Source organism: Adlercreutzia rubneri (assembly GCF_009755265.1).
Taxonomy (GTDB): Bacteria; Actinomycetota; Coriobacteriia; order Coriobacteriales; family Eggerthellaceae; genus Adlercreutzia; species Adlercreutzia rubneri.
This window is the reverse complement of the sequence record NZ_WPOO01000001.1, coordinates 116,941-139,219: the sequence shown is the minus strand read 5'-3', so window position 1 is coordinate 139,219 and position 22,279 is coordinate 116,941. Positions and strand designations below refer to the sequence as shown.

The 22,279-nt window shown below is 62.6% G+C and carries 19 protein-coding genes and 5 tRNA genes; 7 read left to right on the top strand and 17 right to left on the bottom strand.

All coding sequences use genetic code 11. The features are described 5' to 3' along the window. Positions 1–581 precede the first annotated feature (581 nt). The 5 genes from GO707_RS00620 to GO707_RS11965 all read left to right on the top strand — a co-directional run bounded on the left by GO707_RS00620 (position 582) and on the right by GO707_RS11965 (position 4,090). Entirely contained in the window at positions 582–1,253 is a 672-nt protein-coding gene (locus tag GO707_RS00620) for a helix-turn-helix domain-containing protein (RefSeq protein WP_114548385.1), read from the top strand. 12 nt (positions 1,254–1,265) lie between these two features. After that, positions 1,266–2,033, top strand: a complete 768-nt coding sequence (locus GO707_RS00615) for a DUF3800 domain-containing protein (RefSeq protein ID WP_114539109.1) — start codon at positions 1,266–1,268, stop codon at positions 2,031–2,033. Between the two features lie 3 nt (positions 2,034–2,036). Beyond that, a complete protein-coding gene (locus GO707_RS00610) occupies positions 2,037–2,603 on the top strand; it encodes a hypothetical protein (protein ID WP_114539110.1) in 567 nt (188 codons plus the stop codon). 307 nt (positions 2,604–2,910) lie between these two features. Then, positions 2,911–3,378: a hypothetical protein gene (locus tag GO707_RS11970; protein ID WP_114548386.1), complete on the top strand. Its 468-nt coding sequence runs from the start codon at positions 2,911–2,913 to the stop codon at positions 3,376–3,378. A 157-nt stretch (positions 3,379–3,535) separates the two neighbouring features. Then, positions 3,536–4,090: a tyrosine-type recombinase/integrase gene (locus GO707_RS11965; RefSeq protein WP_114539112.1), complete on the top strand. Its 555-nt coding sequence runs from the start codon at positions 3,536–3,538 to the stop codon at positions 4,088–4,090. 98 nt (positions 4,091–4,188) lie between these two features. On the opposite strand, the gene GO707_RS00600 is transcribed toward GO707_RS11965, so the two are convergent. From GO707_RS00600 to GO707_RS00575, 6 genes are all read right to left on the bottom strand, one after another. Then, positions 4,189–4,263 (bottom strand) — tRNA-Val (locus tag GO707_RS00600). A gap of 78 nt (positions 4,264–4,341) precedes the next feature. Beyond that, on the bottom strand, positions 4,342–4,806 hold the full coding sequence (locus GO707_RS00595; RefSeq protein WP_114539113.1) for a hypothetical protein: 465 nt from the start codon (positions 4,804–4,806) through the stop codon (positions 4,342–4,344). Between the two features lie 403 nt (positions 4,807–5,209). Then, positions 5,210–5,285, bottom strand: a tRNA-Gly gene (locus tag GO707_RS00590). 15 nt (positions 5,286–5,300) lie between these two features. After that, positions 5,301–5,374 (bottom strand) — tRNA-Cys (locus GO707_RS00585). A 65-nt stretch (positions 5,375–5,439) separates the two neighbouring features. Continuing rightward, positions 5,440–5,515 (bottom strand) — tRNA-Gly (locus GO707_RS00580). 130 nt (positions 5,516–5,645) lie between these two features. Next, complete coding sequence (locus tag GO707_RS00575) at positions 5,646–6,554, bottom strand: TerC family protein (RefSeq protein WP_114539114.1); 909 nt, start codon at positions 6,552–6,554, stop codon at positions 5,646–5,648. A 283-nt stretch (positions 6,555–6,837) separates the two neighbouring features. Here GO707_RS00575 and GO707_RS00570 point away from each other — a divergent pair, with 283 nt between their 5' ends. Continuing rightward, on the top strand, positions 6,838–7,758 hold the full coding sequence (locus tag GO707_RS00570) for a teichoic acid transporter (protein WP_227070300.1): 921 nt from the start codon (positions 6,838–6,840) through the stop codon (positions 7,756–7,758). Between the two features lie 73 nt (positions 7,759–7,831). Here the strand turns inward: GO707_RS00570 and GO707_RS00565 are convergent, their stop codons facing one another. From GO707_RS00565 to uvrC, 11 genes are all read right to left on the bottom strand, one after another. Then, the gene (locus tag GO707_RS00565; RefSeq protein WP_232325474.1) at positions 7,832–8,734 is read right to left on the bottom strand and encodes a cation diffusion facilitator family transporter; all 903 of its coding nucleotides are present in this window, start codon (positions 8,732–8,734) and stop codon (positions 7,832–7,834) included. Positions 8,735–8,940: 206 nt separating this feature from the next. Continuing rightward, positions 8,941–9,029: transfer RNA gene (locus tag GO707_RS00560), tRNA-Leu, on the bottom strand. A 63-nt stretch (positions 9,030–9,092) separates the two neighbouring features. Next, positions 9,093–9,347: a preprotein translocase subunit SecG gene (gene secG / locus GO707_RS00555; RefSeq protein ID WP_022739837.1), complete on the bottom strand. Its 255-nt coding sequence runs from the start codon at positions 9,345–9,347 to the stop codon at positions 9,093–9,095. Positions 9,348–9,453: 106 nt separating this feature from the next. Continuing rightward, positions 9,454–11,034 carry a 2,3-bisphosphoglycerate-independent phosphoglycerate mutase gene (gene gpmI / locus GO707_RS00550; RefSeq protein ID WP_157011551.1) on the bottom strand — a complete coding sequence of 527 codons (1,581 nt, stop codon included), beginning with the start codon at positions 11,032–11,034 and terminating at the stop codon, positions 9,454–9,456. Next, the gene (tpiA, locus tag GO707_RS00545; protein ID WP_022739835.1) at positions 11,035–11,805 is read right to left on the bottom strand and encodes a triose-phosphate isomerase; all 771 of its coding nucleotides are present in this window, start codon (positions 11,803–11,805) and stop codon (positions 11,035–11,037) included. Between the two features lie 12 nt (positions 11,806–11,817). After that, the gene (locus tag GO707_RS00540) at positions 11,818–13,005 is read right to left on the bottom strand and encodes a phosphoglycerate kinase (RefSeq protein WP_157011549.1); all 1,188 of its coding nucleotides are present in this window, start codon (positions 13,003–13,005) and stop codon (positions 11,818–11,820) included. A gap of 230 nt (positions 13,006–13,235) precedes the next feature. Then, positions 13,236–14,246: a type I glyceraldehyde-3-phosphate dehydrogenase gene (gap, locus tag GO707_RS00535; protein ID WP_022739833.1), complete on the bottom strand. Its 1,011-nt coding sequence runs from the start codon at positions 14,244–14,246 to the stop codon at positions 13,236–13,238. 265 nt (positions 14,247–14,511) lie between these two features. After that, positions 14,512–15,450: a DNA-binding protein WhiA gene (whiA, locus tag GO707_RS00530; protein WP_157011547.1), complete on the bottom strand. Its 939-nt coding sequence runs from the start codon at positions 15,448–15,450 to the stop codon at positions 14,512–14,514. 3 nt (positions 15,451–15,453) lie between these two features. Further along, positions 15,454–16,611, bottom strand: coding sequence for a gluconeogenesis factor YvcK family protein (locus tag GO707_RS00525; protein WP_231699472.1), 1,158 nt, complete (start codon positions 16,609–16,611; stop codon positions 15,454–15,456). Between the two features lie 3 nt (positions 16,612–16,614). Next, positions 16,615–17,571 (bottom strand): RNase adapter RapZ, encoded by a 957-nt coding sequence (gene rapZ, locus GO707_RS00520; protein WP_114539183.1) that lies wholly within the window; start codon positions 17,569–17,571, stop codon positions 16,615–16,617. Between the two features lie 155 nt (positions 17,572–17,726). Then, positions 17,727–19,964, bottom strand: coding sequence for an excinuclease ABC subunit UvrC (gene uvrC / locus GO707_RS00515; protein ID WP_231699473.1), 2,238 nt, complete (start codon positions 19,962–19,964; stop codon positions 17,727–17,729). Positions 19,965–20,309: 345 nt separating this feature from the next. On the opposite strand from uvrC, the gene GO707_RS00510 reads away from it, so the two are divergent. Then, positions 20,310–22,265, top strand: coding sequence for an LTA synthase family protein (locus GO707_RS00510; protein ID WP_157011545.1), 1,956 nt, complete (start codon positions 20,310–20,312; stop codon positions 22,263–22,265). Positions 22,266–22,279: the final 14 nt, after the last annotated feature.

Sequence of the window (22,279 nt, the reverse complement as noted above, 5' to 3'; positions counted from 1 at the left end):
TATAGACTCACAGCACTCGATACAAGGTCTGACCATGCGGTCAGCAATCGGTGCGCAGTACGTCCACCGCAGCTTTAAAACATTACGTTCCTGCAACCTAACGACTTAACTGGATTTGCGGTCGGCCGCATATTGATCCCTTCGATACCACCTCAACCACCTCGCGCAAGGTCTTGCCATCTTTGACTTCCTGCAGACCCATTTATTCACCTTCCAGCGGAGCTATATCTTTCTAAATCATATTGGTTAAATTCATGCACGGTGTCGCGTAGCAGCATGCGCGCGTGCTCAGCGATGGCATTGTAGATGCTTCAATCTCCAACAACTAGAAAACTCTCAGCTTGCCCTCACAAGAAACATACGTGGCAATAGCCTTCACGCCTGAGGTATCTTTGATTTTTCGAGCTTCATACCCGAAGCGTCACGGACTGTTGCGAGCGTTAAACTATAAGGTCGCATCTTTTGCTTCCTTTCGTCAGCACAATTTATCACAAACTTTAGTAAAACTAAAAAAATAATTGAGATTTTTTTAATTGGTAGTAAAATGCTCATAGAAATTGAGTTTCATTGAAGGAGGCGATATGGGTATCCCTGAAAACATTGATGCATTACTGGTCAAATACGACATTAATCAAGACCATCTGGCACGAATAGCAGACGTGACACCCGGAGCGGTTACTGGCTGGCGCAAGGGCTCCACCCCCCGCAAAGATGCCGTGCGCAACATATGCGATTACTTCAATCTGAGCGAGGACGATATTCTCTCCGAGAATTACGGCCTAGCGGCAAAAGAGTATGGAGACTTTCCAGGAATATCTAACGCCCGTCCCGCCGTAGGCATGGCCATGGGCCTAGCGCCGCGCCTGGGGAAGGTGCACGCGGGGGTTCTCGCCCAGCCGGACGTGTGCGACGAGGCCACCATGGTGAGCATCCCGCAGTTTCTCGTGGACGAGGATCCCGACTGCTTCGTGGTGTCCAGCGAAGGCGATTGCATGGACAAGGTGCTCTCCGTCGGCAGCGACCTGGTAGTGTCGCGGAAGAAGCAGCCGCGCGACAACTCGATCGTGATGGCGTCGGTGGACGGCTGCGACTACATCGTGCGCCGGCTGCGCATGACGGCCAACACCATGATCCTCTCGCCGGAGAGCCACAACCCCGACCACGAGGACATCATCATAAGGCGGGACAGCGAGCACAGCCTAGAGATCCCGGGCGTGATCACCTGGTATCAGGCCCCGAGGGAGATGGAGTAGGAGGACCCAGTAATGGAGCACAGTTCGAACTACATTTCAGCGCAAAATTTTAACAGGATTTTCTCAGGATCTGAATTCAACGTCTACTGCGACGAGAGCTGTCATTTGGAGCACAGCTCATCCAATGCCATGGCACTTGGGGCCATATGGTGCCCGAAACAGAAAACGCGGGAGATCAACCAAAGATTGATCGAGATCAAGAAGAAGCATCGCATAAAGCCAGAGGCCGAGGTGAAGTGGACGAAGGCCGCCCCGGGAAACCGATCTCTGTACGTCGATTTTCTCGACTACTTCTTCGACGACGACGATCTTCATTTCCGTGGCGTGGTCATACCGGACAAGAAGAAGCTCGATCACGCGCGCTACGGTCAGACTCACGATGAGTGGTATTACAAGATGTACTTCGTGCTTCTGAAGGCGATATTCCGCCGAGATGCGAGGTACTACGTCTACATAGACATCAAGGACACTCATTCGAGCGAGAACGCCCGTCGGCTCGAGGATGTGTGCGCCGCGAACGCCCACGACTTCAGCCATGAGATAGTGAGGCGCGTCCAGCCAATCCGTTCCGACGAGGTGCAGATCATGCAACTCGTTGATATCCTGACAGGAGCCATCTGCTACCGCCACAACAACCCCTATATCACCCCTCAGATGAACTCGACGAAGGTCGAATTGGTGAACAGGACCATCACTCGCTCGCAGATAAATCTCACGAACACCACGCTGTCGAGCGAGGACAAGCTGAACCTGCTGGTGTGGGAGCATGATTGGAGGTAGACCGTGGTTGAGGACTGGTGCTGGCTGCCTGATCTTCTCCCATGCGATGACCTTGCGCAATGGGAGGCTTACGAGGATCATCTGTACGAGATATTCGAGCGCGACTTCCTGCTGACGAAACCCACCTTCGAGGGACTTCCCGTCAACACGCGAAGACATCCAATGGAGCACGGTCGCGAAGAGGCGTTCTGGCACATAACGTGCTGCGACTACGGAAAGGACGGGGAGAGGCAACCCGACATGAACCGGTGCGAGCGCATTAGATGGGCGCGAGCGTTCATCGAGAATTGCGGCTGCAATCGCCCCGAATGCACGGAGTGCGAAGGAATGCTCGTATGGTCGACTCCTTACAAGGGGCACAGCCGGGTGAAGATGCTCCTTGAGGACGAGCAGTATCTCGTCGTGCTAGAGAGGAGGGAGAAATACTGCCTCCTGATAACAGCGTTTTACGTCGATCAGGAACACAGGCTTGAGAAACTGAGGAAGGAATTTGACAAAGTGTCCAGAGAAGCAGGAAGCGCCCCGAGAGGGACGCAACCAGATACTCCTTCTACACTTACGAGTCGGTAGATGAGCTATCTCGATTATAAGTTTGCAGCGCTGCAAAAGTAAAGGCACAAGATATTGAACGTTGATTTCGAATTTTGCAGAAAACCTTCCATAAATGAAGGATGAAACACAAGATGTTGCGGTTGAAGGATAGTGAACCTTTTCGCAACAAAACACTGTCTCGACAGTGCAACGGCAGTGCTCCGGCACTGTTCCGGCAGTGGGCGAGCAGTATTAAGAGAAGGAGCCCCGCTTTGATCTTGGCGGACTGGCGGGGCTCGCAGAAGAAATACCATCCTACGAATAGGAAGGCAAGGTGAATTGTACCATGGCCAAGGTAAAGGTTCGCGGCAAAGGCTCCGTGTACAAGATGGAGCGCGGCAAGTCGCGCGGCAAGTGCCGCAAGTGGCAGCTTCGCGCGGAGATCGATGGCGAGTTCGAGGGCGACGAGGGCTATGTCAAGACGAGGGTGTTCCACGGGACGTACTCCGAGGCGCAGGACGCCAAGGACGAGTTCGTGGCCGCCATCGAGCGCGGCGAGGTTAGGCGCGAGAGGGGGATGCTCTTCCCCGCCTACGCGGAGGCGTGGCTGGCCGAGCGGGCGGCGAAGGTCGCCTACGACACGTTGCAGAAGAACAGGTGCCACATCGTGTGCGCCAATATGCACCTCTCTAAGGCCCGGATCGAGGAAATTCGGCCTGGGCGCACCTGGATGCGATGTACAAGGCCCTCAGAAACGGCGAGAGCCCTTCAGGCAGGCCCTTGTCCGGAACCTACGTGCGCGACATATCCGTGACGCTCCACAGGATGTTCCGGGATGCGGTGAAGGGGGGCGACGCCGACTCCAACCCGTGCGAGTACGCCGAGCCGCCGGCCATAGACACGGAGCAGCGCACCCCCCTCCCGTCGAGGGCATCAGGGCGCTCGTCGATTCCCTCGATCCGAGGAAGCCCATGGAGTTCGCGCTTCGGGCGGCGGTCGGGTCGGGCATGAGGCGCGGCGAAATCGTGGGCCTAGACGTGCGGGACATAGACTTCGAGGCCGGAGAGATACACGTGGTGCACGGCACCGATAGCCTGGGGCGGCAGAAGGACACGAAGACCGCCGCGTCCAAGAGGGCGCTCCCCATGCCCGCGAGCCTCAAGGCGGACTTGAGGGAGCGCATTGCCGCCATAGAGGAGATGTTCGCGGAGACGCGGAAGGAGACGGGCAGCCCGTGGCCCGTCCTCGGAGACGACACGCCGCTCATGTGCAACGAGCTGGGCGAGAGGATGCGGCCCCATTCCGTCACCCGGTGGTGGGAGTGTCACAGGGACGGCTACGGCTGCCAGGGCATGACGCTGCACGATATGAGGCACAGCTACCTCACGGCCATGGCCCGCAAGAAGACCGACCCGAAGGTTCTCCAAGTGCTCGCGGGCCACGCGAAGTACTCCACGACCATGGACATTTACACCCATGTGGACATGGCCCAGAAGCACGAGGCGGTGGAGGCGATGGACTGGTAATGAAGTCACGGGGGCGGATTTTGAGTCCATTTTGCTTCCATTTGGACTCGGGAAAAGAAAAAGGTCAGAAGCTTTCAAGCCTCTGACCTGGTGTTTCATGGTGCGCGATACAAGATTTGAACTTGTGACCCCCACCGTGTCAAGGTGGTGCTCTCCCCCTGAGCTAATCGCGCATTCGGGGTTGCCGCCTCGCTTTCGTTCAGCAGCGAGTTAGTAGTTTAACAGATCGCCGTTCCCTGTCAAAGGGTTTTTCAGGATTCTTTGGAATTGGCGGCAGATGGCGCGGATGCGGGGGCAGGAGCCTGGCTTCCCTCATCGGATGCAGGCTCCCCTTCGGGAAGCTCGCGGCCCGATGCCGGGGCAATCTTGTCGTAGTTCCAACCGTTGGTGTACTTGGGAGGCTGCACCACCGCATAGCGGGCGCCGCACTTCTCGCAGATAACGACCTTGCCGGCCTTCGGGCGGAACATCCACCACACCACCCCGGCCGTGGCAAGGGTGACGACGACGGCCAGCACGATGAGCATATCCATCATGCCCACCTCGGCAGCATCGCCGGTCGTGAAACCCGCCAGAGCCACGAGCACCCACAGACCGAGAATGTAGATGGCGAACCCGGCCACGAGGACCTTCGCAACGCCCCGGGTCGGCAACGCCCCCTCGTATTGGGTGGCGCGAGCCTTGCACTCGCGGCATTTTACCTTGCTCGTCTCCATGGGCAACCGCCTCTCACGGCCGAATCTTTTCCGTATCGCCATACTACCATAGGGTGACGCTCATTTTGTGCACGCGATCAACAATTGAGGATGGACGATCTCTCCGCGTGGTCGTACCATCGAACAAGCCACCCGCAGCCTGAGGCTCTCTTTTGCCAGTTCCTTTTCCCGCTTTAGACAAAACAGCCCCTTGGGCTACAGGTTGCAATTCGAAATCGGGCAAAAACCCGCAGCTGGACACTGAGTTCTGTCAGGCTGGTTGTAGCCAAAGGGGGCAAAATGTCGTAGCACCTATCGTTCGGGATAAAAAGCCACGCTGGCACTGCGCTCTGCAGGCACGCTGCTTGACAAAAGCCCTCATACAGAAAATCGAGAGCCCGCAGGCTCCCGATTCGTGAAATCATGGAGCGGACAACGGGATTCGAACCCGCGACCCTCACCTTGGCAAGGTGATGCTCTACCAGCTGAGCCATGTCCGCATATAAGTTCCAGGTTGGAGGCGACGCCCAGATTCGAACTGGGGGTGAAGGCTTTGCAGGCCTCTGCCTTACCACTTGGCCACGTCGCCATTCCCTGGCGGCTGTCATTGCAAAGGCCGGTCAAACAAGAGCCTGACCGGCCTTCTGATGACAATGGAGCGGACAACGGGATTCGAACCCGCGACCCTCACCTTGGCAAGGTGATGCTCTACCAGCTGAGCCATGTCCGCATCGCGAGGAGATACTATAAGGGAAGCAGCCAGGCGATGCAAGCCCTAATTTCAAGAAATTCAAGACTCGTCCGCAAACGGCCGCCAAGGACGCCAGGAGCACCGAAAACGCCCTCCGACGCCCGCACCGCTAGTCGATCCGTTCGGCGTTCTCGATGGCGGCATCCACGCGGGCGCGGGCCTGCTCGCCCACCTTCGCCGGCTCCTCGCCGCCCTCGGCCTCGCGCACCGCCGCGTCGATGGCCTCGTCGGCCAGCTGCTTCTTCCACGCGTTCAGGCGGGAATTGAAGGCCATCTGGATGAACTCCAAGACCACGGCGAAGATCATCGCGAAGTAGACCATGAGCTTCTCCATGTGCATGTCGAGCACCTCGATGGAGGTGTGGATGCCGGCGGAGTCGAGCACGAGCAGAACGCCGATGGCGCAGATGAACACCAGTGCCAGGATCTTCATCTCCGGATGACTGTTGATGAAGTTCGAGATGGGATCGATGAAGATCATCATGATGAACACGGCGATCATCACAGCCAGGATCATGACGATGAGATGCTCGGCCAAGCCCACGGCGGTAATGACCGAGTCGATGGAGAACACGAGATCCATCACCATGATGGTGCCCACGGCCTGGGGCAGCCCGATGAGATGGCGCGCCTTGTGCTCCTCGGAGGTCTCGGCCTTGATCTCGGTGAGGGCGAGCACGTCGGTCAGCTCGCGGATGCCCTTGTAGATGAGGTAGCCGCCGCCGACGAGCATGACGATGTCGCGCACCGAGAAGCCGTGGCTGTAGGCGCCGAGGTTCACCGTGAACAGCGACGCGGTCATATGCACCAGGTAGGACGCGAAGCAAAGGAACAGAATGCGCATAACGAGGGCGCCGGCCAGGCCCAGCTTGCGGCCGATATGCTGCTTCTCCGGTGGAAGGCGGTTGGTGGTGATGGAGATGAACACCAGGTTGTCCACGCCCAAAACTATCTCTAGGAAAATGAGCGTGAGGAGGCTGATCCAAGCCTCCGGCGTCAGAAAAATCGAAAGATCCACGTCTTCCTCCTCGGTCCGCGCGGGCCGGCCCATCCGACCCACAAAAAAAGACTCATGGTGCAGAACAGACCTTCGCGGTCAATCCTGCACCATGAGTCTCGCTAATTGAGGCTCGCCAGGTCCGCCGTTGCCGCCCATGCGCGCAACCGTGGCCACGATGTTGACGAGCCGCGCCCGAAGGCGCCAGCTACTCCCCCATGGAGTCCGTTTATCCTAGCAGAGAGCCAACGGGGAAGCAATGGTATAATCGGCAGCAACACCGTAACGTACAGGAGCGCCATTCATGACCCAAGACGAGAACCTGCGCGATTCCGTAGATTCAACCGAAGCCGCTGTAAGCCGCGCCGAGGAGGCGCGCCGCCGCAAGGCCAGCCATGCCCGATCGGGCGAAGCCGAGGTGCCTCCCACCCGCCGTGCAGGCTTCCACCCGCTGGCCCGCGAGCCGAAGAGCACCGTGCAGATCGGGGACGTGCGCTACTACGACGGCGCCGAGCTCTCCCGGCCGTTGGAGACGCCCCCTCGCGTGAGGGCCATCATGCTGGCCGCGATGGTCGTGGCCGCCGTCATCGGCTGCCTCTTTTTAGGTCGCTACTTCGACCAGATCATGAACGAGCCCATCCGCCAGCAGCAAACGCTGCAGGAGAATCTGGCCCGCGAGGTCTCCTACGACTTCCCTTTGCTCTCGTCGCTCATGCCGCTTTCCGACGAGGAAATCATGACCGCGCTTACCGATGCCGGCTACACTTTATACGAGCGCACCCCCGTGGGCACCGACCCCGACGGCGGCTTCGAGGTCATCAAGCTGCCCGCCGACGTCTCCCTGGAAGAAGCGGGGCTCATGTACGTGCAGGGCATCGACAAGCTGTCGGCCGGCGACGCCGTGAAGCTTTTGAAGGGAGCCTGGACGCTCACCGTCTCGCGCAAGGCGGGCGACGACATGCGCCTGCGCTACGCCGATTTCGCCTCGGGCACCATTGAGAAGGCCGTCCAGGGGGCCATGCAGGTGGAGGGGCTGGAAAATGCCGAGGTCACCGACAGCGGCGTGGACGACTCGGGCAACACCTACCAGGCCGGCGTCGTGTCCACGGACAACGGCACCTACAACTGGCGCGTGTCGGTCATCGAGCTGGACGAGGTCTACGACATTTCGGGCCTGCCGAACACCGCCTTCTACGTCGGCATCCGATTCACCGCCCAGGCCTAGGAAAGACGCCCTGGCCGTCCCCGCAGATTACCGAAAGCCGCCGCCCGCGAAATCGGACGGCGGCTTTTTTGCGCTAGCCCTCGGCGCGCTCGGCGGCCGTATCCGGCTCGATATGCACGAGCACTTCCTTGATTTGAGGGAAGGCCGCGGCCACGACACCTTCCACCTTATCTCCCAGGTCATGGGCGGCAAGCACCGTCATCTGCGGATCGACGAGCACGTGCAGATCGCAGTAGACCTCAGCCTCGGTGCCCCGGGTGCGCACGGCATGGATCGACCGCACGCCATCCACCTTCTCCGCCGCACGGGCGATGTCGGCGGCGGGAATGCGCGCGTGGTCGGAAAGGGTGCGCAGCCCCGTGCGGAACACGCCCACTGCCGAGGCGAGGATGGCCACGGTCACGAGCAGCGCCATGATGGGATCGGCCATGGGGAACCCGGCCACGACGAAGCCGAGGCCGACGATGACGCCGATGGAGACGAAAGCGTCGGAGAGCGTGTGAGCCGCATCAGCCGCGAGGATCTCGCTCTTGAGCCGCTTGCCCGCACGGCGCTCGTACACGGTCACGAACAGGTTCACCACGAGGGTTCCCACCATGACGATGAAGGACACGGGCGTCACCTGAGCCGTGTAGGTGCCGGCGACCAGCTTCTCCACAGCCGAGGAGCCTACTTCGAAGGCAGCGAAGAGGAGCAGCACACCGATGGCGAGCGAACCGTAGGTCTCGAACTTGGAATGGCCGTAAGGGTGCCCCGCGTCGGCAGGACGCGCCGCCAAGCTGATGCCGACAAGCCCGATGACGTTGCCCAGCGAGTCGAATACCGAGTGGATGCCATCGGCCTGCATGGAGGCCGACCCCGACGCCAGACCGTAGAAGTACTTGGAGGCGGCCACCACCAGGTTCAAGACGAGAACGATCCAAAGAACCCTCTCCACCTGCCGCCCATGAGCTGTTTTCTCTTTGCCTGTCTCCATCATTCACTCCTTAATTGGACCAAGTGCGACTCCCCCGAACGCCCAAGGAAGTCAGCGAGGGGCCGACAGGGGCCTGATATGGCCCCGCCTTTGGGCCAAGCGGCCTTCGTGCCGCGCCGAGCCCAAAACAAGGGGCCAGATCAGGTGCCTGTCGGATCCGCAGCATCGGCATCAAAAAAGGGCCCTACGGGCCCTTTTGTGATCGATGGTGTCGGAGGCGGGATTTGAACCCGCACACCCGGTATATGGGCACTAGCACCTCAAGCTAGCGTGTCTGCCGTTCCACCACTCCGACATGCTTTTTGCAGCGACGATTATTCTAACAGAACTCCCGCGCGATGCAAGAAGAAATTTCCAATTACTGGGTAATGGTTCCGTGGGGGTAAATGATCATGAGAACCACCAGCGAAAGCAGGAACACGATAGCGCAGCCGATGGTGATGCGGTCGAGGTTCTTCTCGATGATGCTCGTGCCCGTCTGGGTAGAATACATGGAGCTCGCGATCATGTCCGAGATGCCCGTGCCCTTGCCCGAATGCATGAGAATGAAGATGATAAGGCCGACGCCGGACAGAACCAGCAGAACCAAGAAGACGATTACCAGGGGATTCAACGTGTCACGCTTCCTTTACGTTTCCAGTGTTTTGCGTACGCAAGTTGACTAGTATAGCCGATGCCGCCGGCGCCTTCAAGGGTCACGCGGCGGCATCGAAACGATTTCAAGCCAGAAGGCTCTCGCCGGTCATCTCGGACGGCTGCGGCAGGCCGATCATCGCCAGCAGCGTGGGCGCGATGTCGGCCAGGCACCCTTCTGCGCCGGAAAGGGCGAGGCCCGACCCGCTCGCGTCCACGAGCACGAGCGGCACCGGGTTGGTGGTGTGCGCGGTGAACGCGCCGCCGTCCTCGGCAATCATCTTGTCGGCGTTGCCGTGGTCAGCCGTGACCAGCGCCACGCCGCCCTTGCGCTCGATAGCGGCGAGCACGCGCCCCACGCCGGCATCCACCGCCTCTACAGCCGCGCGGGCCGCGTCCACGACGCCGGTATGTCCCACCATGTCGCAATTGGCAAAGTTCACGATGTACACATCGGCCTCATCGGCATCAATGGCCGCTGCCAGGGTGTCGGCCACTTCGGGCTCGCTCATCTCCGGCTGCAGATCGTAGGTGGCTACCTTGGGGCTCGCGATGAGGCATCGGCTCTCCCCCGCCTTCTCGGCCTCGCGACCGCCATTCAAGAAGAAGGTGACATGGGCGTACTTCTCCGTCTCGGCGATGTGGTACTGGGCAAGTCCCGCGTCAGCCAGCACATCGGCCAGCACGTTTTCCGGGAACTCCTTAGGGAACGCCACAGCCGCTGGAATGTCCGGGTCGTACTCCGTGAGGCACACGAAATGCACGCTCGGCCACGTCTTGCGTTCAAAGCCGGCGAAGGCTGGATCGGTGATGGCGCGGGTGATCTCGCGGGCGCGGTCGGGGCGGAAGTTGAAGAAGATGACGGCATCCCCGTCGCGCATACCGCGGGCATCCAGGGCCACCGGCTCGACGAACTCGTCGGTCACCTCGCTTCCGTAGGAGGCCTCCATGGCAGCCACGGCAGCCAGGTCGCGGAAGGGCTCGGCGCAGACGACGGCATCGTAGGCTCGCTCCACGCGTTCCCAGCGATTATCGCGATCCATGGCGTAGTAGCGGCCCTCCACGGAGGCGATGGAAATCTCGCAGGGCGCGCCAGCCGGGGCCTTCGACGCAGCCCGCTCCAGATGATCTACGAGCTCGGCCATATAACCGGCCCCACTGGCGGGCGGCACGTCGCGGCCGTCCATGAAGCAGTGCACCATGATGCGCGGCACCCCGGCCGCCACGGCGGCGTCCACGAGCGCGTAGAGGTGCTCGTTGGAGGAGTGCACGCCGCCGTCGGAGAGCAATCCCATGAGATGCAGCGCGGCTCCCTGCTTCTTGGCCGTCTCGAAGGCCGCGACGATCTCCGGATTTACGGCGATCGATCCGTCGCGGCAGGCGCGGTTGATGCGCGTGAGCTCCTGGAACACCACGCGCCCCGCACCGATGTTCAAATGCCCTACCTCCGAGTTGCCCATCTGCCCCTCGGGCAGGCCCACGGCCTCGCCGGAGGCCGCCAGGCGCGTGGTGGGCGCCTCGGCGAACAGGCGGTCGAGCACCGGTGTTGCGGCCAGCGAGATGGCGTTGCCGGGGCCCGGCTCGGCCAGGCCGAAGCCGTCCATGATGATGAGACAGGCGGGAAGGCGCAGCTCTTCGCGGGCCGGCGCCACAACAGGTCGTTCCATTTAGCAGGCTTCCTTCACGATCTGGATAAACGAATCGGCCTTGAGCGCCGCACCGCCGATAAGGCCGCCATCGATGTCGGGCTCGGCGAGGAGCAGCGCCGCGTTCCCCTCGTTCATCGAGCCGCCGTAGAGCACGCGCAGGTTCTCGGCCACCTCAGCGCCGAACATGTCCGACACGGTGGCGCGGATGGCGGCGCAGACCTCCTCGGCCTGCTCGGGCGTGGCCGTGCGACCCGTGCCGATGGCCCACACCGGCTCGTAGGCCACAACGGTACGGGCGGCGTCGGCCGCGTCCATGCCGGCATAGGCCGCGCGCACCTGGGCCGTGACGAAATCGAGGTAGGTGCCCCCGTCGCGCACGGACAGCGACTCGCCCACGCAGATGATGGGGGTGATGTCGGCCTCGATGAGCGCGCGGGCCTTCAAATTCACTTCCTCGTTGGTCTCGCCGAACAGATTGCGGCGCTCGGAATGGCCGACGATGCAGAAGGCGCAGCCGATGTTCTTGATCATGGCGATGGAAATCTCGCCGGTAAACGCGCCCTTGGGCTCCCAGTAGACGTTCTGGGCGCCCACGGCGATATCCACGCGGTCGAACTCGAAGACGCTCTTCACAGGCTTGAGATCCACAAACGGCGGGCAGACGGCCACGTCCACCAGCTCGAGCCAGTCGCGCTCCATGCGGTTGGAGATCTCCTGAGCGAGCACCACGGCCTCGGGGATGGTGTTGTTCATCTTCCAGTTGCCGGCAATGAGGTTCTTGCGGGGCATATTGCTTCCTTTCTAGCGAAGGGCCTCGACGCCGGGGAGCGCCTCGCCCTGGACGAGCTCCATGGAGGCACCGCCGCCCGTGGAGATGAAGGTCATCTTGTCAGCCAGGTCGAACTGGTTCACCGCGGCCACCGAGTCGCCGCCGCCGATGATGGTGTCAGCCTCCTCGTTGGCGGCCACGGCCTCGGCCACCGCCCGGGTGCCGGCCTCGAAGGAGGGCATCTCGAAGACGCCCATGGGGCCGTTCCAGAAGACGCTCTTGGCCATGCCGATGGCCTCGGCGTACAGCTCGGCCGTCTCCGGGCCGATATCGAGGCCCATCATGTCGTCGGGAATCTCGTCCACCGAGACGGTGGCGAGGTTGGCGTCGTTCGCGAAGGCATCGGCGCACACGACGTCCACGGGAAGCAGCAGCGACACGCCGCGGTCGGCGGCCTTCTTCATCATGTCGCCGGCGCGCTCGACCCAATCGGCCTCCATGAGCGAGGTGCCCACGGATTTGCCCTGGGCCGCCAGGAACGTGAAGCACATGCCGCCGCCGATGATGAGGGTGTCGGCCTTCTCCAGCAGCGCGTCGATGACCTTGATCTTGTCGGAGACCTTCGAGCCGCCGAGAATGGCGACGAAGGGGCGGCGCGGCTCGTCGAGCATGCCCGTGAGCGTGGCCACCTCGCGCTCCATGAGATAGCCGGCATAGGAGGGCAGATAAGCCGCAACACCGGCTGTGGAGGCATGGGCGCGGTGCGCGGTGCCGAAGGCGTCGTTCACGTAGGCATCGGCGAGGTCTGCCAAGGCACGGGCAAACTCGGGGTCGTTCTTCTTCTCGCGCTTGTCGAAGCGGATGTTCTCCAGCAGCAGCACGTCACCGTCTTCCAGCGCGTCGACGGCTTCCTGAGCCGCAGGTCCGATAAGCTCGCGCGAGAGCACGATGTCGCGGCCGAGCAGCTCCTGCAAACGGCGCGCGATGGGGCCCAGGCTGAAGGACTCCTCGAAGCCCTCCCCCGCCGGGCGACCGCGGTGGCTCGTGAGGATCACCCGGGCGCCGTCGCCGATGAGCTTGTTGATGGTGGGCAGCGCCGCGCGGATGCGCGTGTCGTCGGTCACGTTGCCATCGGCATCCACCGGCGCGTTGAAGTCGACGCGCACGAGCACCTTCTTGCCCGCGAAATTCTCGTCATCAATGGTCTTGATATCCGCCATGTCGTTCCTTTCCCAAAGAGAAAACCCGGCTCATTAAGGGAACCGGGATTCTCAAAATACTAATTATTTTGCCTCACTGGTTCGCCCAAGGAAGTCAGCGAGGTTTCGACAGGTGCCTGGAATTGCCCCGCCTTGGGGCCAAGCGGCCTTCGTGCCGCGCCGTGCCCCAAACAAGGGGCAAGGCCAGGTGCCTGTCGGAACCGCAGCGTCGGCGATCTTGATTAAAATTCTTATTCCTCCGGAAGAAGAATTTTAACAAGATCCTTCACGCGGTTGGAATAGCCCCACTCGTTGTCGTACCAGGAGACGCACTTCACGAAGTTGCCCTCGCCGCCGAGCACCATGGTCAGCTGCGAGTCGAAGATGGAGGAGTGGTCGTTGCCCACGATGTCGATGGACACGATGGGATCCTCGGTGTACTCCAGGATGCCCTTCAAGGGGCCCTCGGCCGCGGCCTTCATGGCGGCGTTGATCTCCTCGGCGGTCACCGACTTCTCCAGCTCCACCGTAAGGTCGACCATGGAGCCGTCGGGGGTGGGAACGCGGGTGGCGAAGCCGTCGAGACGGCCCTTGAGCTCGGGGAGCACGAGGGACACGGCGCGGGCGGCACCGGTGGTGGTGGGGATCATGGACACGGCGGCAGCGCGGGCGCGGCGCAGATCCTTATGGGGAAGATCGAGGATCTTCTGGTCGTTGGTGTAGGAGTGAATGGTGTTCATGTAGCCGCGCTTGATGCCGAAGTTCTCCAGCAGCACCTTGGCGAAGGGAGCCAGGCAGTTGGTGGTGCAGGAGGCATTCGAGATGATGTTGTGCACCTCGGGGTCGTACTGGTCGTCGTTGACGCCCATGACGATGGTGATGTCCTCGTCCTTGGCCGGGCAGGTGATGACGACCTTCTTCGCGCCGGCATCCAGGTGCTTCTGCGCCAGCTCGCCGGTCTTGAAGATGCCGGTGGCCTCTACGACCACATCCACACCCAGCTCGCCCCAGGGCAGGTTCGCCGGATCGCGGTCGGAAAGCATGGTCACGTGCTTGCCATCCACCACCAAGCCGTCATCCGTCACTTCGATATCGAAATTGCGGATGCCGTGGATGGAGTCGTACTTCAGCAGGTGAGCAGCGGTGGCTTTGTCGCCCAGATCGTTGACGGCGATCACCTCGACCTCGGGATCGTCAGCCATGGCGCGGAAGACGAGGCGTCCGATGCGACCGAATCCGTTGATGCCTACCTTGGTTGTCATGCGTATCTCCTTTCACAAGATACTCGCGAAGCCCGATGGGCACGTATCAGCTGTTAGGCCTCTCACAAGTTTACTACGAAGCTAAGCGATTCCCACCACGATAAAGCCGACGGCCCCGAAAACCGTCCCGCCTGCACAAAAGCGAGCGCAACAACTTGCCGCCTATTTCCTCCAGTAAATTGACTCGGGCACAACTTACTGGAGGAAATACGGCACAAGGGAGAAGCTAGAGAAGCCGTTTACCACCTCGATGGGGTTGGCGGCGCTACTCCCCCGCGTCCAGCTCGGCGGCCATCGACTCGAGACGGCGGACGCGGTGGTAGACAGCGCTCTTGGAGAGGGGCGGCGTCGCCCGCTCACCGAGCTCCTTCAGCGATGCCTCGGGGTAGGTGACCCGCAGGCGGATGAACTCCTGCAGCGCCGGGGGCAGGTCCTCCATGCCGTAGTGCTCCACCACGCGCCGGATGGCGTAAATCTGCTCCACGGCGGCGTTCGAGGCCTTCTGCTGGTTGGCCAGCTCGGCGTTGATCTGGCGGTTCACGTCGTTGCGCACCGACTTCACGACGCGCTCCTCCTCCATGGAAAGCGCCGCTTGGTGGGCGCCGGTGAAGGCGAGGAACTCCGTGATGGCGTTGCCGCTCTTCAGATAGACCATGTACGAGCTGCGCCGTGCCATGATGCGGGCCGTGATGTCCTTGCGGGCCATGAGCTCCACGAGTCCCTCGGCCAGCGCCTCGGATTCCACGGTGATTTCAAAGTGAAAGTCGCTTTTGGGGTTCGAGATAAAGCCGCTGCCCAAAAAGGCGCCGCGCAGGTAGGCCGCCGCGCAGCAGGGCTTGGCCACAAGCGATTCCTTGATACCCATCTCCAGGCCGCCCTCGGCCGAGAGCACCCCCATGTCGCGCAAGGCATCGGCCAGATGGGGCTGGGCCGGCACCTCGATGAGATAGTTCGGTGTCTTGTGCAGCACCGAACGGCGCATGGTGAGGTTCGTCTTCAACGAATAGATGCCGTGCAAAAGCCGCACGACGAGCCGCGCCGAGGCCGGCGCGTCCGTGGCGATCTCCACCCGGTAGCGGGCCGGTCCGCTCACGAACAGCGTCCCCTCGATGCGCACCAGCGCCGCGAGCGTCGCCTTCTCGCACTGCGGACAGGCGGGCACGACCCGGGCCAGCTCGTCTTTCACCTCGGACGTGAACGACATGGCCTAGCTCCGGCGCGCCCGCGAGAGCTTGATGACGTTCTGGAAGGCATCGCGCAGCGCGAAGGGCGAGTGCCACGTGGGCTGCTCGGCGTCCACGAGGTTGCGGCTGATGACGATGGGACCGCGGGACTGGATGGCGAGCATATCGGCGTAGGAGATGGAGATGGGACGCACCCCCTTGATGAGCTGGTCGTCGTTCAAGTCGCTCGTGGAAGCGTGCTCCAGCTCGGCCCCGGAGATGGCCGCGAAGCTGCCCGTGGCGGGGCTTTCGGCGCGCAGAGGCACCTTCGAGTGCACGAGCATGTAGTCGATGAGCCCCTCCATGCCGTGGGCCGTCAGCGCCTCGAAGTGCTCGCGGGCCGTCAGCCCCCACGTCTCCCCTTGCACGTCGGCCAGGGCGCACACGAATAGCACGCGGCCCCGAGAGGCGCGGATGGCCTCGACGACGCCGGGGATGAGCAGGTTCGGGATGATGGAGGTGAACAGCGACCCCGGGCCCAGCACGATGAGGTCGGCCTCGCGGATGGCCTGAAGCGCCGGCTCGTAAGGGCGCGGCGGCCGGCCGTCCTCGGCGGAGAGCCACACCTGCGCAAGCGCCGTCTTGGAATGGCAGGCCACGGCCTGACCGTCCAGAATGCGCCCGTCCTGGGTCTGGGCCGACAACACCACGTGGTCCAACGTCGAGGGATACACGTGCCCCTGGGCGTCCACCAGCTTCTCGCAGATGGCGATGGCCTCGGGAAACGACCCCGTCGCATCTTCCAGCGCGGCCAGAAGGAGGTTGCCCAGAGCATGGTCGCGGGCCACGGCGAAGCGGTACTTGAGCGCCCGCACAAGCGGGTCGGCGGGATCCTTCGCAAAGGCCACGAGGCACTTGCGGATGTCGCCGGGCGGCGTGACGTCGGCCTCCTCGCGCAAAACACCGGTGCTGCCGCCGTCGTCGGCCATGGCCACGACGGCGCTCGTCTGCACGCCTAAGGAGAGCAGCGTCCGGATGGAGACCGGAGCGCCGGTGCCCCCGCCGATGACCACCGCCTTCAGTGCGCGGGCGTCCTCATCCAAAGGCCGCAGGTTCGGAAGCGCGCTGCGCAGGGCCGAGAACGCCGCCGTGGCCGCCGGATCAACGCGGAAGGCCTCGGTGCTCTTCTTTATGCCGGCCACCTTCTACGCTTCCTTTCCGCCGCCGGCACGGGCGTCCAGCACGTTGTCGCTCTCGCGCTGCACGTCGTGACCGCGCTCGGCCAGACGCAGATCGCGATGGGCAACGCTCACCCGATAGCCCTTCGACTTCAGGTAATCGCCCGTGGCCTCGGCAAGCGCCACCGACCGGTGCTGGCCGCCGGTGCAGCCCACGCCGATGGCCAGCTGCTGCTTGCCCTCGGCGACGTACCCCGGCATGACGACGTCCAAAAGGTCGTGCCACTTCTGCTCGAACTCGATGGTCTCCTCGCGCATGCGCACGAAGTCGCGCACCGGGGCGTCCAGCCCCGTCAGCGGCCGCAGTTCCGGATCGTAATAGGGGTTCGGCAGGAAGCGCACGTCCATGACGAGATCCGCATCGTAGGGGGCGCCGTGCTTGAAGCCGAAGGAGTACACGGTGACCGCAAGCCCCTTGCGCTCGCTGCCCGTGGCGAAGAGCCCCCGGATGGTGCTGCGCAGCTTCTGGGGCAGCATATCGGTGGTGTCGATGACGTAGTCGGCGCGGTCGCGAAGGCCCATGAGCATGAGCCGCTCGCGCTGGATGCCCTGCCAGATGGTGGTGCCGTCGGTGCACAGCGGATGCCGGCGGCGGCTCGACTTGTAACGGGCGATGAGCTTGTCGTCGGCGGCATCGAGGAACAGCGTCTTGTAGGAGACGCCGGCCTCTCGCATGGAGGAAAGCTCGGCCTCCAGATCGCCGAAGAAGTCGCCGTTGCGCGAGTCGCAGACCACGGCCAGACGACGCCGGCCGCCCTCGTGCTCGGTACTCTCGTTCACGCGCACGAGCTCGGCGAGCAGGCTCGAAGGCAAGTTGTCCACGCAGTAGTAGCCCAAATCCTCGAAGACGTGCATGGCTTCCGTGCGCCCGGCGCCGGACATGCCCGTCACGATGACGAAGTCGGGCATCTGAGCCTCTTCCATTACCTCCTCGGCCACAAAGGCCTCCTTTCCTGAAAGGATCGCTCTTCTTCACAGAGGCTTTCCGTTTGTCTGAACGAGCTCTCCGTAGGGGGCGATCTTGGTCGCCCCTCATAAGCATGGCTATCCCGCTCGGAAGGGCAGACCAAGGTCTGCCCCTACGGGATGGTGTTCGCCAGGACGCTATCGGCCAGCTGTTCTTCCTTCTCTTCTTTCCGCTCATTATACTGCGCGAGAACGCGCACCAGCTCCTCGGCCACCTCTTCGGGGATGACCTTGGCGGCCTTGATGTCCTCGAGGCTCGCGGCCTTCAGGTTCTTGAACGACTTGAAGTGCTTCATCAGCGCCTTCTTTCGCACGGGCCCCAGACCCGCCACGTCGTCCAGAATACTCGCCGTCATACCCTTGCCGCGCAGCTCGCGGTGGAAGGTGATGGCGAAGCGGTGGGCCTCGTCGCGCACCTGCTTCACCAGGTACAGCGACGCCGAGCCTGAGGGCAGCACCACCGGTCCCGTGTCCTGCCAAGGCACGAACAGCTCCTCGTCGCGCTTGGCCAGACCGCAAATGGCGATGTCGTCGATCCCCATCTCCTCGAACATGGCGAGCGCCGCCGTCAGCTGCGGCTTTCCGCCGTCCAGGATGATGAGGTCCGGCTTGCTGCCGAAGCGCTCGTCGCTCAAACGTTCCGGCGCGTAGCGGCGCCGCATCACCTCCTGCATGGAGAGGAAGTCGTTGGCCTCGTCGAGCGGCGTCTTTATCTTGAAGCGGCGGTACTGGTTCTTGTCCGGCTTTCCGCCGGTGAACACCACCATGGAGGCCACCGTGTAGGAGCCGTGGATGGTGGAGATGTCGAAGCACTCGATGCGCATGGGCGGCGCGTCCAAGGCCAGGGCGCTCTCCAGCTGCAGAAGGGCGTTGTTGATGCGCTTGTCGTCGTAGTTCGTGCGCACCTTGTAGCGCATGAGAACGTGGCGCGCGTTGGTCTCGGCCATGGTCAGAAGGTCGGCCTTCTCCCCCTTCTGCGGGGCGCAGAAGCGCACCTTGGCGCCGTGGGCCGAGTCGAGCTTGCCCGTGAGCCATTCCCCCATGGCCTCGGCGTCCTCGGGCAGTGCGCGCACGATCACCTCGCGCGGGATGGAGGTGGTGGTGTCGTAGTAGCGCATGAGGAAGTTGCGCAGCAGATCCTGATCGGGCACGTCGGTGCCACGGTTCAAGACGAACTCGTTGGCGTTCACGATGCGTCCCTCGCGGATGACGAGCACGTTCACCCCGGCCACGGTCTCCTCGCGGAAGAACCCGACGACGTCGGCGGACAGGTCGCGCGAGGACACGGCGTGCTGCTTGTCGGCGAGCGAGTTGATGGTGTCGATGCGCGCCTTCAGCCGTCCCGCCCGCTCGAAGTCGAGCTCTTCGGCGGCCTCCTGCATTTCCGCCGTCAGCTCGTCGACGAACTCGCGGTGGTTGCCGGCGAGGAAGCGCTCGATGCGCCGCACGTTCTGGGCGTACTCCTCGGGCGTAATGGCCCCGCAACAGGCGCCGGGGCCGAGGCCCACGTGGCAGTCGAAACAGGGACGCGCATCGCGCTTCAAGAAAGCGAGCGGGTCCTTCTCCAGCGCGCGCGTGAGTCCCCGCCAGTCGGCGCAGGTGGCGGCGCACAGGGGCACCACACGCCGGGCGATGTCGATCATCTCCCGGGCGGCGCGGGCGTCAGTGAAAGGACCGAAGTACTTCGTGTCGGACTTGTGTTTCTCGCGAGTGTACTTGATGGCCGGGAACACATCGCCTTTGGTGAGCGCGATGAAGGGGTAGCTCTTGTTGTCCTTGAAGTCCGCATTGAAAAACGGGCTGTACTGGTTGATGAGGTTCTTCTCCAGCACGAGCGCCTCGTGCTCGTTGTCGACGACGAGGTAGTCGAAGGAGTCGATGGCCTCCACGAGCAAGGGAATCTTCGCGCGATCGTCCTGGAAGTTCACGTACTGGCGCATGCGCGCCCGCAGCTGCTTGGCCTTGCCGACGTAGATGACCTCGCCGGCGGCGTCTTTCCACAGGTACACGCCGGGCTCGGTGGGCACCGCCTCCAGCTCGCGCTTGATGCGCGCGAGCTTCTGCTGCTGGGTCTCGCGGGAGCGACCGGGCTTGGCGCGACCGCCTTCGCCCACGGCTTCCGCGACGGCTGCCTCCGCGACCGCTCCCATGGCGGCCGCGTCGTCGACGACGTCCATGGCGGCCGCCTCGCCTTCGCCGTCCGCCCAGACTGCCTCCGCGACGGCCTCGTCAACAGCGTTGCCCGCGGCTTCATGATCGCGCACGGCGCGGGCGAGCGTCGGCCTCATGCGGCCCTCGCGCTCCAACTCGTCGGGGTATTCGTTTTCCCAGGAAATTCGTTCTTTACTCATGGGTGCAGTATACCCGCAGATTCCAGCCTGTGTCCTTCCAGACGATTTCTCACCCATTTTTTCGCCAAAATTTCGAGTTGTTAGCATTGATGAGATCGCTTATGGCGTTCTTCGAGCTTCGCTGAAAGAATTTGCCTCATCGACTATTCGTTTATCGATAGTTTCAGCCTTCTTGTGGAATTGGTGGGATAGCGGGAGGCCATTCGCAATGCTAACAACTCGAAAATTATGGCCCGAATTGCCATGGAGATTTTCCCGAGACGGGCGGGACGTTCCGTTCCGTCCAAAGCGAAGCAGCTCCAGCCGTGGTAAGTTGTTGTTTTACTCTTGAACCGGAGGGGTTATTTGAATAGGGAACGAACTGAAACCAGCTCGGGCGCCACGGGGCGGCCGCGGGCAATGGACGCGCTGCGACGCAGCGTCTTCTTCGCGCTCGCCGTCGTTTTGGGCTTTCTGCTCCTCGAGCTGCCGTGGAACGGCGATGTCTTCGCCATTCCCCAGCGCTACGTCATCGACAACCTGCTCATCCTGGGGCTGGGCTGCGCCATCACTTTTCTGGCGGGACAGCGCACCCGCGCATCGCTCGCCGCGTTCGTGGGACTGTGCCTTATGTGGGGCACCGCCAACTTCTTCATCATCGCCTTCAAGGGGCAGCCCATCGTGCCGGCGGATCTGTTCGCCCTCGGCACCGCCGCCTCGGTGGCCGGCGGTTACAGCCTGTTTCTCACCGGTCGCCTCGCGTTCTGCTGGGCGCTGTTCGCCGCCTATTGCATCGCCCTGGCGAAGCTGTGCCCCCAACGAAAGCGCGCCCGCTGGGACATTGCCGCCAACATGCTGGCGGCGGCCCTGCTGGTGTGCCTCGGCGCCATGCAGTACCAGGCCATCGATATCAAGAAGGACTGCGAGGTGACTGTGGACGTATGGGACGTGCGCGGCTCCTACGCCACCCAGGGCACCGCGCTCTGCTTCCTCTCGCGGGCCCAAGAGCTGACGCCCAAGCCTCCGGAGGGCTACTCCGCCGAGGCCGTGGACGCCATCCTGGCCCCCTTCGCCGAGGATCCGCTGACGGGAACGGACGGCACGGTGGCAGAGTCCCCCTCGCCCGACACAACGGGCAACCAAAACTCAACGGCGCCCACCACTGGCGATGCAGCGCCGGAACAGCCCGAAGCACTCCCCTACGACGGCCCCAACGTCATCGCCATCATGAACGAGACGTTCTCCGATCTCTCCGAATACCCCGGCCTTGAGGGAACAAACGCCGCGCCGACGTTCTTCCACGAGGTGGCCAACGATTCCCTGGCCGCGGGCGACGTGTACGTCTCGGCCATGGGCGGGGGCACCTGCAACAGCGAGTTCGAGTTCCTCACCGGCGCCTCCATGGGCAACATGGGCGGCGGCGTGTACCCCTACGTGCTCTACGATTTGGAAGGGGTGGACAACCTCGCCTCCTACTTCCGCAGCCTGGGGTACGGCACCCATGCGATTCACCCGGCCGAGGCGGCCAACTGGCGGCGCGACCGCATCTACGAGCAGCTCGGATTCGACGCGTTCGACGACATCACCACCATGGAAGACGCCGACACCTTCCGCGACCTCGTCACGGATCGCACCACCTACGAGCGCGTGCTGGAGAAGATCGACGAGGGAGAGGGGCCCCAGTTCGTCTTCGATGTCACCATCCAGAACCACGGCGGATACGACACGGGGCTCGTTCCCGCCGCTGATGCCGTGCATCTGGAATCGGACGAGGTGGAAAACCCCGAGGTGGACGAGTTTCTGGCGGCCATCCGGCGCTCGGATGAGGATCTGCGCTGGCTCGTGGACGAGCTGAACGCGCGGAACGAGCCCACCATCGTCGTGTTCTTCGGCGACCACCAACCCGGCTTCGCCGACTGGCTCTTCGAGGAGACCTTCGGCAAGCCCGTGGAGGACGCCGGCTTGGAAGAGGTGCAGGCACGCTACCGGACGCCGTATTTCATCTGGGCGAACGCCGCGGCCCGCGGAAAGTACGAGGAATCGCTCACGCGTATCGAGGACGCCGATGTCACGAGCCTGAATTACCTCTCGACTCTGCTTCTGGACGCAACGGGGCTGCCCCGCGACGCCCGCGCCTTGTACCGATCGGCTCTGCGCCAGGCGCTGCCCGCCGTGAACCTGAATGGATACCGGGATGCCGAGGGAACGTGGCACTGGTTCGGCGAGGCCGTGGAAACCGACGCCCAGCAGAAGGCCGAGGACGCCCTGAAGTCCTACGCCATCGTCCAGTACGACCAGCTTTTCGGCAACGATCGCGGCTAGCAGCTCGCGCCTGC

Excerpts from the sequence above, each read along its gene's own strand:
- GO707_RS00615 (WP_114539109.1), top strand. The coding sequence starts at position 1,266 with ATGGAGCACAGTTCGAACTACATTTCAGCGCAAAATTTTAACAGGATT.
- rapZ (WP_114539183.1), bottom strand. The coding sequence starts at position 17,571 with ATGGAAGAGGCTCAGATGCCCGACTTCGTCATCGTGACGGGCATGTCC.
- GO707_RS11965 (WP_114539112.1), top strand. The coding sequence starts at position 3,536 with ATGGAGTTCGCGCTTCGGGCGGCGGTCGGGTCGGGCATGAGGCGCGGC.
- GO707_RS00565 (WP_232325474.1), bottom strand. The coding sequence starts at position 8,734 with ATGGAGACAGGCAAAGAGAAAACAGCTCATGGGCGGCAGGTGGAGAGG.
- uvrC (WP_231699473.1), bottom strand. The coding sequence starts at position 19,964 with ATGAGTAAAGAACGAATTTCCTGGGAAAACGAATACCCCGACGAGTTG.
- gpmI (WP_157011551.1), bottom strand. The coding sequence starts at position 11,034 with ATGGAACGACCTGTTGTGGCGCCGGCCCGCGAAGAGCTGCGCCTTCCC.
- GO707_RS11970 (WP_114548386.1), top strand. The coding sequence starts at position 2,911 with ATGGCCAAGGTAAAGGTTCGCGGCAAAGGCTCCGTGTACAAGATGGAG.
- GO707_RS00620 (WP_114548385.1), top strand. The coding sequence starts at position 582 with ATGGGTATCCCTGAAAACATTGATGCATTACTGGTCAAATACGACATT.
- whiA (WP_157011547.1), bottom strand. The coding sequence starts at position 15,450 with ATGTCGTTCACGTCCGAGGTGAAAGACGAGCTGGCCCGGGTCGTGCCC.
- GO707_RS00570 (WP_227070300.1), top strand. The coding sequence starts at position 6,838 with ATGACCCAAGACGAGAACCTGCGCGATTCCGTAGATTCAACCGAAGCC.
- GO707_RS00540 (WP_157011549.1), bottom strand. The coding sequence starts at position 13,005 with ATGGCGGATATCAAGACCATTGATGACGAGAATTTCGCGGGCAAGAAG.
- tpiA (WP_022739835.1), bottom strand. The coding sequence starts at position 11,805 with ATGCCCCGCAAGAACCTCATTGCCGGCAACTGGAAGATGAACAACACC.
- GO707_RS00595 (WP_114539113.1), bottom strand. The coding sequence starts at position 4,806 with ATGGAGACGAGCAAGGTAAAATGCCGCGAGTGCAAGGCTCGCGCCACC.
- gap (WP_022739833.1), bottom strand. The coding sequence starts at position 14,246 with ATGACAACCAAGGTAGGCATCAACGGATTCGGTCGCATCGGACGCCTC.